The 12438-nt window shown below is 63.0% G+C and carries 10 protein-coding genes; 3 read left to right on the top strand and 7 right to left on the bottom strand.

Translation table 11 applies throughout. From position 1 onward, the window contains the following. Positions 1-55 precede the first annotated feature (55 nt). Entirely contained in the window at positions 56-928 is an 873-nt protein-coding gene (locus tag PF1751_RS05470; protein ID WP_010212787.1) for a fatty acid desaturase, read from the top strand. Positions 929-1008: 80 nt separating this feature from the next. Here the strand turns inward: PF1751_RS05470 and PF1751_RS05465 are convergent, their stop codons facing one another. The 5 genes from PF1751_RS05465 to PF1751_RS05445 all read right to left on the bottom strand — a co-directional run bounded on the left by PF1751_RS05465 (position 1009) and on the right by PF1751_RS05445 (position 4518). Then, positions 1009-1413: a DMT family transporter gene (locus PF1751_RS05465; RefSeq protein WP_010212788.1), complete on the bottom strand. Its 405-nt coding sequence runs from the start codon at positions 1411-1413 to the stop codon at positions 1009-1011. Then, positions 1410-1790 carry a DMT family transporter gene (locus tag PF1751_RS05460; protein ID WP_010212789.1) on the bottom strand — a complete coding sequence of 127 codons (381 nt, stop codon included), beginning with the start codon at positions 1788-1790 and terminating at the stop codon, positions 1410-1412. Before PF1751_RS05460 ends, PF1751_RS05465 begins: the two co-directional genes overlap by 4 nt. Next, positions 1787-2707, bottom strand: coding sequence for an arginase family protein (locus PF1751_RS05455; protein ID WP_010212790.1), 921 nt, complete (start codon positions 2705-2707; stop codon positions 1787-1789). The genes PF1751_RS05460 and PF1751_RS05455 overlap by 4 nt, the downstream gene beginning before the upstream one ends. Positions 2708-2789: 82 nt before the next feature. Continuing rightward, complete coding sequence (locus tag PF1751_RS05450) at positions 2790-3443, bottom strand: DsbA family oxidoreductase (protein WP_044286699.1); 654 nt, start codon at positions 3441-3443, stop codon at positions 2790-2792. 55 nt (positions 3444-3498) lie between these two features. Continuing rightward, positions 3499-4518: an alpha/beta fold hydrolase gene (locus tag PF1751_RS05445; RefSeq protein ID WP_010212792.1), complete on the bottom strand. Its 1020-nt coding sequence runs from the start codon at positions 4516-4518 to the stop codon at positions 3499-3501. Between the two features lie 206 nt (positions 4519-4724). Between PF1751_RS05445 and PF1751_RS05440 the strand changes: the two genes are divergently transcribed. Both PF1751_RS05440 and metR read left to right on the top strand, forming a co-directional pair. Beyond that, positions 4725-10376: a dermonecrotic toxin domain-containing protein gene (locus tag PF1751_RS05440; protein ID WP_044286698.1), complete on the top strand. Its 5652-nt coding sequence runs from the start codon at positions 4725-4727 to the stop codon at positions 10374-10376. 209 nt (positions 10377-10585) lie between these two features. Further along, the gene (gene metR / locus PF1751_RS05435) at positions 10586-11503 is read left to right on the top strand and encodes a transcriptional regulator MetR (RefSeq protein ID WP_021492540.1); all 918 of its coding nucleotides are present in this window, start codon (positions 10586-10588) and stop codon (positions 11501-11503) included. On the opposite strand, the gene PF1751_RS05430 is transcribed toward metR, so the two are convergent. Together PF1751_RS05430 and PF1751_RS05425 are read right to left on the bottom strand one after the other, a co-directional pair. Continuing rightward, positions 11500-12012, bottom strand: a complete 513-nt coding sequence (locus PF1751_RS05430; RefSeq protein WP_010212799.1) for a GNAT family N-acetyltransferase — start codon at positions 12010-12012, stop codon at positions 11500-11502. The genes metR and PF1751_RS05430 overlap by 4 nt on opposite strands. Further along, the gene (locus PF1751_RS05425) at positions 12009-12416 is read right to left on the bottom strand and encodes an NUDIX hydrolase (protein WP_010212801.1); all 408 of its coding nucleotides are present in this window, start codon (positions 12414-12416) and stop codon (positions 12009-12011) included. Before PF1751_RS05425 ends, PF1751_RS05430 begins: the two co-directional genes overlap by 4 nt. Positions 12417-12438: the final 22 nt, after the last annotated feature.

Genomic DNA, 12438 nt, shown 5'->3' with positions numbered 1-12438 from the left:
GTTGGTCTGGGGTTTGCAATGAGGTCCTGGAATCCATTTTTCCAGGACACTCTTCATGGCTCGCCCTGCTTACCGTTTGCTGCATCACTCGCTCTGGGACCTGGTGCCCATCGCCCTGGGCCTGGGGCATTTTGCCTTTGTCGTCTGGCTGGTTGCCGCCTTCCATAGCCTGAGCTGGTGGGCCCTGGTGCCCCTGGCACTGGTCTACGCGATCAGCATGTCGTGGAGCATCAACAGCATCTCCCACAACCAGATCCACAATGCCTACTTCAGCCATCGCGCAATGAACCGCGCCTTCGACCTGCTGCTGTCGGTGACCATCGGTTTTTCCCAGACGCTCTACCGCGATATCCACAACCGCCATCACCGTGGCAACGCCGACCTGCCGGGCCCAGATGGCAAAACCATCGACCCGCTGTCGATCTACCAGCGCGGGAAGCAGGGTCAGCCGGAAAACCCGTGGGCCTATACCTTCCTGAGTTTTTTTCGCGACGATCCCAAGCCGTTCTATGACGAGATGAAGCGCAAGCGCCCGGCGGATGCGCGCTGGGTCAAGGTTGAGATCGCAGTGACTGTGGCGTTCTATATCGCCCTGGCGCTCTACAACTGGCAGGCGGTGCTGTGGCTGTTGCCGTTCTGGTACCTGGGCCAGTGCCTGTCATCACTCAATGGCTACTACGAGCACTTCGGCGGCAACCCGGACCTGCCGATCGCCTGGGGCGTGAGTTCCTATAGCGTGCTGTACAACCTGATCTGGATGAACAACGGCTACCACGCCGAGCACCACTACCGGCCGAAGATGCACTGGACCAAGGTGAAGGCGTTTCATCGGGAGATTGCCGAGCAGCAGCGTGAGGCGGGGGTGAAGCAGATTTCGGTATCACACGGTCTGGGCTTCCTGGTGGCGCACCGCAAACGCCAGGGCTGAACCCCAGCTCTTGCGGTGAGCGGGCTTGCCCCGCGCGAGATAAGCTCGCTCACCACAACGATCAGCCCAGGCCAGCGTGATCAGTTTTCTTCGCCTTCGGCCAACAGGGCAATACCCCCGATAATCACCGCGACGCCCACCCAGTGCAGCGGGCTGATATGTTCCCCCAGCCCCAGCCACGAACCCAGCAGCACCACCACAAACACCAGCGAACTCAGCGGAAACGCCAGGGACAGACTGCTGCGCCGCAGGATCAGCATCCACACGAAAAACGCGCCGATGTAGCTAGCAATAGCCGCCACGATCCCGGGGTTGCGCGCCACGTCAGCCAGCCATTGCCAGCTTAGATCCATTTGCCCCAGTTGGTCCCCGGCCACTTTGGTAAACAACTGGCCGGCGCTCTCGGTGCAAATCAGCAAGGCCCACAGCACCACCGTGCCGAAACGCCCGTGTAGCCACCCGTTGTTCATCGTCTGCGTACTCATGCCTGACTCCCTGCAATCGCTACCAACATCACACCCAGGGTGATCACCAGCGTGCCCAACCAACGACGGCGACTGACGGTTTCCCCCAGCACCACCTTGCCCGCCAACACCACCCCGCAATAGGCCAGCGCCGCCGCCGGGAACAACAGGCTCAACGGCGCACGGGACAAGGCTTCAAGCCACACGAAGAACTCGATGGCATACGCGCCGATCCCGGCCCACAGCAGCGGCGCATTGAACACCTGGCCCCAGAAGGCATTCAGGCGGAAACCGCCGTCCAACTCGGGCAAACGGTCCAGGCCGATCTTGAAACACAGCTGGCCGATCACATCGAGCACGATGGAAAACGCCACCAGCAACACCACGGTCAACGTCACGGGAACAACTCCTCAAACAGGTCGATCAGGGCTTCATTGGTGGCGGCGTTGCGCTGCAGATCTTCGGCGCTCCAACGCTCGGGCGGCGGCTGGTCGGACTTGGCTTCCCAGCGCTTGAACGCATTGCTGAAGGCGGGCGTGGCGAACTCACCACATACGTCAATGCCGATGATGCGTTTGCGCGCCGCCAACGCCCGCAAAGCTTGCAGCAAGTGGGTCAGGCGCATGCCGCCCTGGTCCCAGTTGGTGGCCGCGTCTTCACTGGCGAGTACGTCTTTGTCGATGGTGATCCAGATGGCTTCGGTGGGCAGGCTGGTGATCATCTGATCGAGGAACGCCGCCCAATCCAGCTCGGCCAGGTTGCGCCAATACAGGTGATTTTCCTGCTGCTGGTGACCGGCACCGTCCCCTACCCTGCCCCAGACTTTCGACGGCGGATGCTGCCAGGGAAACAGCTGCAAGTGCCCGCGCTTGAGGGCTGCAAGGTTGCCACCGCGCAGTTGCGGGTTATGCAGGTCGTCGCTGCACGGGCCGAGGGTGACGATGCGCTTGATCGCCGGCATCTTCAGCGCGCGGTTGACCCACGATCCGCAATGACGCTTGGGCGCAAAGCGCACCCAGTCGGGGTGATTGTCGAAGTGGATCAGGCTGATGGGCTCTTTCAAATCGGCGAGGAACGCCGGCGTGAGGTGGTGATAGTCGCCAGAGCCGACAAACAGGATTTCCGGTCGCGCATCGGTGGGCCGAGGCCGTTGGGCCAGGCGTTCGGCGAAGCGTCTCCAGGTTTTCTCGGTGGACCATAGGCGCAGCTTCGGGCCCAGGTCCAGCAGGTCGATACGGGTGGCACGGCCACTGGCCAGACGCCGGGCAATCGGTGCCTGGCCGGTGAGGCTGTGGTCAAGGTCAAGAATATTCAAGGTAATGTTTCACCCCTAATGGCAGCGCCCATCCGGATACCGGACGGGCTTTAGGGGGTCAATGCAAGGGACGGGCCAGCGCTTAGCCTTTGGCCTCTTGGATGATCTGGCGGATCGCTCCCACAAAAGCTTCCGCCGGCTGCCCACCGCTGACGGCGTACTGGTCGTTGAACACGATGGTCGGCACCGAGGTCACGCCACGGGAGATCCACAGCTGCTCTTGTTCACGGACTTCAGCGGCGTATTCATCGGAGGCGAGAATCTCGGCCGCACGCTGGATATCCAAGCCGACGCTTTCGGCGATGATCGCCAGGGTGGCGTGGTCGGACGGGTTCTGGCCGTCAGTGAAGTACGCCTTGAACAGCGCTTCCTTGAGGTTGTACTGCAAGCCTTCCAACCCGGCCCAATGCAACAGGCGATGTGCATCAAAGGTGTTGTAGATACGGCTTTGGCCATCGGTACGAAAGGCAAAACCCAACCCGGCGCCCATGTCGCGGATACGTTCGCGGTTGGCCTGGGATTGCTCGGCGGTGGAGCCGTATTTTTCGGTGATGTGCTCGACGATGTTCTGCCCCTCGGCGGGCATGTTCGGGTTCAGTTCGAACGGCTGGAAATGAATCTCAGCCTGCACCTCGGCGCCAAGCTGGTCGAGGGCTTCGGTCAGGCCGCGCAGGCCGATGATGCACCAGGGGCAGGACACGTCGCTGACGAAATCGATTTTCAGGGGGGTACTCATGACAGGCAACCTCGCTGGCTTGAATGGGCCACAAAGGTTGCACGATACACCAATGTCACAACACCTTCGAAGGCTCGCCCCGGTCAATCTGCGCCCAGTGCGCCGCGTCCTCGCGATGGGCTTGCAGGTAAGGCAGCACCGCCGTCAGCAGCGGCGCCTTGAACGCCTCCTGGAAACGATGGGCCATGCCGGGAATCAATTTCAACTGGCTGCCCTGGATATGCGCCGCCAGGTGCACGCCGTGCATCACCGGCAACAGCGGGTCGGCGGTGCCGTGCACCACCAGGGTTGGCACACGCAGCTGATTGAGCAACGGCACGCGGCTCGGTTCGGCGAGGATTGCCATGATCTGGCGCTTCACGCCGTCCGGGTTGAAGGCACGGTCGTAGGACAGCGCCGCCTGGTGCAACAGCGCCTGGCGATCATCCGTCACGTTCGGGCTGCCCAGCGCCGCCAGCAGATCGGCCTGCTGCTCCAGAGCCACTTCACGATTCGGTGCGCTGCGCCGCGACAGCAGTTGCACCAACGCCGCATTCGGCGCAGGCAAGCCTTCGGCGCCGGAGCTGGTCATGATCAGCGTGAGGCTCTCGACCCGTTGCGGTGCCATGGCCGCCAGGTGCTGGGCGATCATGCCGCCCATGCTTGCGCCCAGTACGTGGAATTGCTGGATCTGCAAGGCATCCATCAAGCCGATGGCGTCATCGGCCATGTCAGTCAGCGTGTAAGGCGCCGCCACCGGCAGGCCGAGCTTGTAGCGCAGCACTTCAAAGGTCAGGTTGGCATTGGCCGGCGCCTGGCGCCAAGTGGACAGGCCTACATCACGGTTGTCGTAGCGGATCACTCGGAACCCTTGTTCGCACAGCGCGACCACCACTTCATCCGGCCAGTGGATTAGCTGCCCGCCCAAGCCCATCACCAGCAGCAAGGCAGGGTCGGACGCACGGCCGATACTCTGGTAGGCGATGCTCACCTGAGCCAGGTCGACCGTTTGGGTCGGGACATTGACGTCACATCGAGAAGCCGCAAAGGACGGCAGGCCGAACAACAGAGCGGCCAGTAAATACAACACGCGCATGAAAAACACCGAAACGCAGAACCCCAGTAGAGCGCGAGTCTGATGAAGTTTGTTCAAGCGCGCTGCCACAGTTGCGTGACAGTTTGATGAATATCGCTCAACGGTCGGCCCACTAACTATCTATCCCTACGCGCCGCGTTCCCCACCTTTAAATAGGGCACCGACCGGTAAAGCACCGTTCTGCCCCTTTTTTTGAGTGCCGTCACATGACCGATACACCCAACCCGCTCTCCCCCCTTGCCGTGCGCGATTTCCTGCCGCTCTCCCCCGCGCCGTTTCGCCCGTTGAATGAAAGCCTGCTGCTGGAAGCCACGGCCCGCTGGCACGCCAGCCGGGAACACATGCTCACGCTCACCGCCGCCGCCCCCAGCATTCGCGCCGCCCTCACGGCGTTCATCCAAGAGCAACTGGGCCTGGACGGCGACAGCGTGCAGCTGCATTTCGCGGCAACTGTCGACCAGCCACCGCGTCACGTCACGCTGACCCAGGCCTGCGCCTTTGTTCATCAAATCCCCGTCCCCAGCTCGCTCGCGCAACGTTGTCGGGTCATCGGCCTGCCGGTGGGCAAAACCCAGTACGCGGCGCAACCGTTCGAGCTGCTAAAACCCTTTACCCAGCTCAATGTGCAACAGGCCCTGCGAACCGCCTGGGTGCGCTACTGGTGGTTCACGCGCGCGCCCGGCACGTCGGTTTCACGCCGTGATCACGCGGTCGCGCAGTACAGCAGCCACCTCCAGGCGGCCGCTCAGTTGGCCTGTGCCTGTGGGGTGATCACCGCCGATCAATTGAAACCGTTGCTGACGGTGCTCGACCCGCCGAGCGGCGCGCTGCAGCTTGACGGTCAGAAGATCTACACCGAGCAACTGCTGCTCAAGCGCACGGGCTTGGCCGATGCCGAGATACCCGGTGCGCTGGTCATCACCCTGGATGCCGAGATCGTCCTCCAGCTGTTGTACCTGCCCTCTGAGGAACCGGCGCTGAACCTGTTCAACAGCCGCGTCAGCATGGAGCAATGGTTGCTCGATCACCCCACGCTGTTCCCCGGTGTGACGGCAATCACCCGAGACAACCAGATCGACTACCGCGAGGTCAACGACCCCTTGCAAGCCGGCGTGACGCATCTGCTGGAACATCGCCTCAGAGAAAAACAGGCGAGCTTGGCCTACCCCCACGGCAGAGACCTCGCCGAGCATGGTCACAGAGCGCTGGATGCGGCCGATCAGGTTGACCGGCACCAGCACAGCCAGGGTTTTTTCGCCTTGCCGCGCGCTGCCGAACTGACTGCCGTTGAGAGCGATGTCGCCCGCGACACTCCCCCCATGCTCTTCGCCGGACTGACCGCCGACCTGCCCCTGGCCCAGCGCCGCCACGCACTGTCACGGCAACAGCAGCCGCTCTTCGGTGCCGAGCACGCGTCCGCCCTGCTGCCGCCGCCGAACGATGAGCAACTGGCCACATTACGCAGCCAACTCAACCGCTTGCACGAGGCGCAACAGCAGGCCCATGAAGCCGCCACCGCGCTGTGGGGTCAATCCCAGCACCAACTGCTGGAGCTGTCCCAGCAAGCGAACCCCGATTACCACACCTTGCTCCAGGCACGCCTGAACGGGCTGCTTGCCGAGGCCGGCCTGCAGCGTCAACTCAACCAGATCAGCCAGGCCGGGCACGACATGCTTCTGGCCGCGCTTGACCCGCTCAACGCGCCAGACCCCGAACTCAAGGTGTCGGTGGCAACCTTGACCCTGTCGATCAGCGAGCGCAGCAACGGCGCGGTCAACATCCAGCGCAAAGAGCTGGACGGCGTGCTGCTGATCACCCTGGAAGCGGCGCTGCTCGATGCTTCAACACCTCAGGACCTGTTGCTGTACTGGCCGGGCAGCCAGGGCGGGCTGCAGCATTTCGCCTCGCTGCAGGCGCTTGAACAGTGGCTTGGCGTAACGCCGTCGGACGCTGCGTCGCTGGAACTGGCCCTGCTCAATCAGACCCCGTTCGAGTACAGCCTCACCGTGCAACTCGATGGTTGGGTCACCCAGATCGAAGCGATGCTTCAGCGTGCCCCGGACGACACCGAGCGCCAAGCCCGGGAACTGGAACCCCTGCGCGTGCAAGCGATCCAGGAACTGGGCGTATCGACCCACAGCGTGCGCGAACTGGCCTATGCGCAGCTTCTGGAACAGAACCAGAGCGGCGCCCTGGCCGCACAACTGCCGGCCTGGCTCGGCCAGGTGTCGGCTGCCGACAGGGTCGAACTCAAGGCCCTGCTGGAACGCTACATCCTCGCGTTCGAGCGCGCCGACGAGGCCTTGAACCTGAAGCTGCCGCTGATCAGTAGCTTTTGCAAAAAACGCCTGCACGCACGGCTGTCCCGGGACTTCTCGCTCAAGCAACCGTTCCACGTTCAGCTCGACGTCCCGGAATCGGTCACGCATCAACAGCATTTCGTCGAAGCCCCCGGCGCGCCCGGCACCCCGACCAAGACCGTACCGGTGCCCAGCGCCACCCGGGTCAAAATGAGCCTGGATGAGCTGGCGCTGAGCAACATCGATACGCCGACCTCCGAACGCTTGACGTTCATGAAGGTCGAGGTCAGCACCCAGGACGCCACCGAAGGCCAGGCCCTCACCGCCGGGCTCAGCGCCAACTACCTGCGCCGGCTGGTGCCGGAACTGGACCTGGCCCAAGCGTATGAAGACCTGATCGTCGAGGCTTACCAAGGCTCGGATCGCGAAGCGGACTTCAGCCGTGAGTATCGCCTCGAATGCCTGCTCGAACCTCATCGCCTGCTGCTCACCCTTCAGGGGCGCCTGGCGTTCCTGCAAAAGCACATCACCGCCACCGAACTGAACACCTTCAACATCGCCGTGAATGCCAGCACCGCTCAAGCCTGGCGCGCCGATGGCAATGACATTGAGCTGCTTCCCGCTCACCTCAGCGTCGGCGGCCCAGACACCCAGGACGGCTCAAGCACCTTGTCCGGGGTCACCTTCATCCGTCAGAAAAATTCCGGGAGCACCCTGCTCTATCTGCCCGAGAGCCCGGACGGCCAGGCCCTGCGCAGTTACAACAGCCTTGAGGCGGCGCGACTGGCGCTGTTCCGCCTGTGCCTGAACACCGCGATGGTCAACTACCTGGCTGGCCGCGCCTTGCTCGGTAACATGGCCAACCACGTCAGCCGGATCAATCAAGCGGTACTCCGGCATTTCGACGCGCTGATCGGCGTCGGCACCGCCTGGCCCGTCACCACGTCGCTGGCCAGCCATCTGCTCAACGCGCAAATGGGCCGCGTCAAGGAGGCCCACCGCGCCAGTGCCCGTTCCAACAGCGATCTGTACCTGGAACGCTATGCCATCAAAGGCGTGCAGGCCTTCAGCTATATCAAGATGGCACTCGGCGTGGTCCCAGTGGTGGGCAGCGTGATCGGCCTTTACGATGGCTGGGTCAGCGCCAATGACGCGGTGGCTGCGTTTCGCCGCGGTGATCATGTGCAAGGCATGCACGCCATCACCCAAGTCCTGCAATCATTGATCGACGCCGGCATCGATGTGGCCGGCGGGGTGCTGATCACACCCAATGCAGCGCGCACGCGCACGTTTGGGCGCCAGTTGCGCAATGCCTTCAAGGGTGGCCGTTACCTGCAACCGCCCATGAGCCGCAAGGCGCGCCGCATCGCCGAGCGCTTCAGCGGGTATGAATATGGCAAGGAGATCGCCCTGGCCCATCTGACCCCGGCGAGCCACGGTGTTTATCGCAACGTCTACCGCCATACCGACGGCGACTTCATTGTGCGGCAGGGCAGCGTCTATCAGGTCGAACTGCAGAACGGGCATTGGCGCTTGAGTGGCAACACGCTTAAGACCTACAAACAGCCGATTGCCCTGGATGAAGCCGGCCAATGGGACACCCACTTCGGCGTCTACGGCACCGCGCAACCGGTCGGCCTGGCGGGCGGCGGCGGCGTGCTCGGGCACCTGGCGGACACCCTCGAACCGCTCTGGCCGATGGCGATTCGACAACGGCTGCCGATCTGGTGGACCGATCATGTGCTGCGCCGCCAACTGGCGCTCAACGATGCGATCAATACGCTGAGCAGTCGGCTCGATGCTCAACTGGCCGCGACCAGCAACCTGCAACACCTGTCCAACCAAAGCGACATCGCCACCCGCAAAACCTTGCAACCGACCCTGGATGAGGCCTACGCCAAAGACATCGAGCTGGCGATTGAGCAGGCCAACGCCGTTCAGGACGTGATCGCCTTCACCCCCAACAGAGAGCACCTGGCCCTCAAAGGCATGCAGAGCCGCGCCGCCCTGATTGTCACCAGCAGAGCCGTGGAGCGCTTGAAAGTCGCCGCGGCCGCGCTGCAGGGGTTGACCGGGCAATTCGGCGACCTCCAAGTGCCGCCGACGCGCCCGGCCGCCATTTTGCAGTTTCTGCAAACCCGCAAAGGTCTCAGCCAGAACATCGTGCAGGCACTCGACCGGATCGACCGCCTCTTCCTGGTCATGAACGAATGGAGCGCCAATATCAACCTAATGGCGCAGGAAGCCGATATACGCCTGCACGGCAGAAGTACGCGCAGGACCGCGCAACAGATCGACGCGGATCTTCACAACACGCGCACGATGGTGGGCGAGGCTCGCGACGACGCGGCGCGCTGGAACGAACTGTACGATGAAGGCTTTCGCACGCACCTGCGCACCGTCCACAGCATCGACACGTTCAACCGCTACGATCACGTCACCGATCCTTCCTGGTTGTACTTGCAAAGTGAGGTCAATCGCGTCTATCTCGACGCCCACCTGGCCCTGAACACGCATTTTGCACTGACAAATACGCCCACCACGGTCAGCCAGCGCACGCGAATACTCAATGAATGTATCGATGCCTACGCGCGCTTCAGCCTCAGCGTTAAAACCTTGAGCGCAGGCTACCCGCAACATTTTGACCTGGATAACCTGAGCGCCTTGCTGAACAACCTCGAGCGCATGACTCAACTGGCCCGTCAGCGCATCGGCACGCCCGCTCGCCTGCATCGCCCGCGGCCCGACGAACCACGAGGAACAGTGTTTGAAACCGATGACAACCGGATGCTGATCGGCATAAAAAGCACCGACCCACGCACCAACACCACGCGCTACACCATCGACAACCTCAGCGGCCACACCGAGACCTGGGAGCAACGCCCAAACGGTCGGGCTCAACGCCAATCGGCACCACCGGTGGCGCTCCCACCCGAGGCGAACGTGAAGTCGGTGATGGTGAACGAAGCCCAGAGCCGCCTGCGCGCCGTGCCGGTGTACCAGGCTAAAGTCGAAGCCTACGCCCGCCAAGGCATGTTGCCGGTGGACCTTGAACACATGCTGGTCAGCGAAGCCGCCGAACTCACCCTGCGCTCGAACCGCATCGCACGCCTTGACCCCGAGGAGCCGAGCATCCAGCCATTGCGCACGACCGCCACCGAGCTGACCGCCGCGGGCCGCACCCTGCGCACCCGCCAATCATTGGCCAGCCGCCAACCCACCGACGGCATGCTTGATGATCTGGCCAGGCATCACGTGGTCGAGGTGCGTCGAACCGCGTCGATGACCGAGCTGGCGAGGCGTGCGAACGGGCACCGCGACTTCATGCAGGAATATGAAGTCTGGGACCTGACCGCCACCCCACCGCGTCCCTTGTGGTACGCGCACTTTCATTACAACCGCCGCACGGCTACCTTCGATGAGTTCGAAAAGGCCCACTTGAAACTGCCGGAGCATCGCTACTTGACCCATGCCGACGACCCGTCACTGCCATTCTCGGACATCGGCAAGCAGTCCGCCGCGTTGTCGCATATCCGGCCGCTGTGGGTTGCCCTCTAGCCGCGCAGGCCCGCGGCTGTCTCGGCCACCAGGACTTTCGGGGTCTTGGTGCGCTGCGGCGGGATCTTCAGTTCGCTGCCGTGTAGAGATTGCGCGGCGAACCTTTGGCCGGGTACATCCCGCCCAGGCCTGCATGTCGACAACGCACACAACATGAGACAAACTCACTCCATTCGTATTAATCATCAATATTTCTCATGGAGGCCACGGTGCTGGAAATCCGTCACCTGAAAACCCTGCACGCCCTGCGCGAGGCCGACAGCCTGGTCGAAGCCGCCGAACGCCTGCATTTGACGCAGTCCGCCCTGTCCCACCAGTTCAAAGAGCTGGAAGAGCGCCTGGGGGTGCCGCTGTTCGTGCGCAAGACCAAGCCGCTGCGTTTCACCAGCGCCGGCCTGCGCCTGCTGCAACTGGCCGACGCAACGCTGCCGCTGCTGCGCGGCGCAGAGCGTGATATTGCGCGCCTGGTCGGTGGGACCGCCGGGCGTTTGCACATGGCCATCGAATGCCACAGTTGCTTCCAGTGGCTGATGCCGACCATCGATCAGTTCCGCGACGCCTGGCCGGAAGTCGAACTGGACCTGGCCTCCGGCTTCGCTTTTGCCCCGCTGCCAGCTCTGGCCCGAGGCGACCTGGACCTGGTGGTGACCTCCGACCCGCTGGAGTTGCCGGGCATCACCTATGTGCCGCTGTTCACCTACGAAGCCATGCTCGCGGTCGCCAACCAGCATGCGCTGGCGAATAAGGCGTACATCGTGCCGGAAGACTTGTTGACCGAAACACTGATCACCTACCCGGTGGAACGCGACCGCCTGGACATCTTCACCCGCTTCCTCGAGCCTGCCGATGTGGAACCGGCCCAGGTGCGTACATCGGAGCTGTCGGTGATGATGATGCAACTGGTGGCCAGCGGCCGTGGTGTGTGCGGCATGCCCCATTGGGCGCTGCATGAGTACAGCGCGCGCGGCTATGTGAAGGCCAAGCGGTTGGGCGAGAAAGGGTTGTTTGCGACGCTATATGCGGGGATTCGTGCAGACATGCTGGATGCACCGTACATGCGCGATTTCTTGCTGACGGCCAAGGACACGTCGTTTTCCACCCTGGATGGGGTCAGCGCGGTGCGCTAATTGCAGGAGCCCGGCAATTCGCGCCACATGTGGATCTTGTCGAAATAATCGACCCCGACCCGCACTGCCAGCGGCTCCAGGCCGTATTGGACGAAGCCGCAGCGTTGATACAGGGCAAAGGCCGCGTCATTGCCGGCGGTGACCGTAAGCTGGATCACTTTGAGGCGCGGCTGTTTGCGTGCTTCGTCCAGTGCGGCCTCGACCAACTGACGACCCAGGCCCTGTTGCTGATAGGCCTCGTTCACGTACATGCCGAACAGCGTCACCTTGTGCCGCGCTTTCTCTCGCGGCTCATACGCCAGGCCGACAATGCCGGCCAGTTCGTCACCGACAAAAACGCCGAGCAAGCAATCCAAGGGGCTGCTCAAGCGTTTTTCCCACCAGCTCAGCGGCATCGCCGCACGCTCCGCCACGCTGGAGGTGAATGCCTGGGGATAGGCGCCATAGGCCTCAAGCATCAACGCCCGATAAGCCTCGGCGTCGCTGGCCCCCAGCGTGCGAATGATCATGCCGTCAGCGAGGCGCGGTAAAACGGCAGGATCAGATCGCGCGTCAGCGGGGCCAATTGCAGGCCACCGTCACCGGCCGGGTCGATCCAGCGCACTTCCTCGATCTCGGCGGCGGGGGTCACCGCCACGTCGATAGTGACCTGAAACAATTCGGCCTCCACCGTAAAGCCGGGCTCGTTGGCCGCCGGGGCCGAGAAGTGGCCCAGGTAAGCGGCATCGCTGGGGTTGATGCGCAGGTTCAGTTCCTCGAACAACTCTCGGGCCAATGCCTCGGCGGGTTGCTCGCCTGCGTCGATTTTGCCGCCGGGCTGCATGAAGGCCTGGGTGCCGCGCTTGCGCACCAGCAGGGTGTGGCCGTCGCCACCGATCAGGAGGGCGGCGGCGATGCGGATAGTCGTGGACATGCAGTAAAAGCCTTGAATTGGG

Source organism: Pseudomonas simiae, assembly GCF_000934565.1.
Classification (GTDB): Bacteria; Pseudomonadota; Gammaproteobacteria; order Pseudomonadales; family Pseudomonadaceae; genus Aquipseudomonas; species Aquipseudomonas simiae.
Note: the sequence above shows the minus strand (reverse complement) of the source record. Positions and strands in the feature narration are given on the sequence as shown.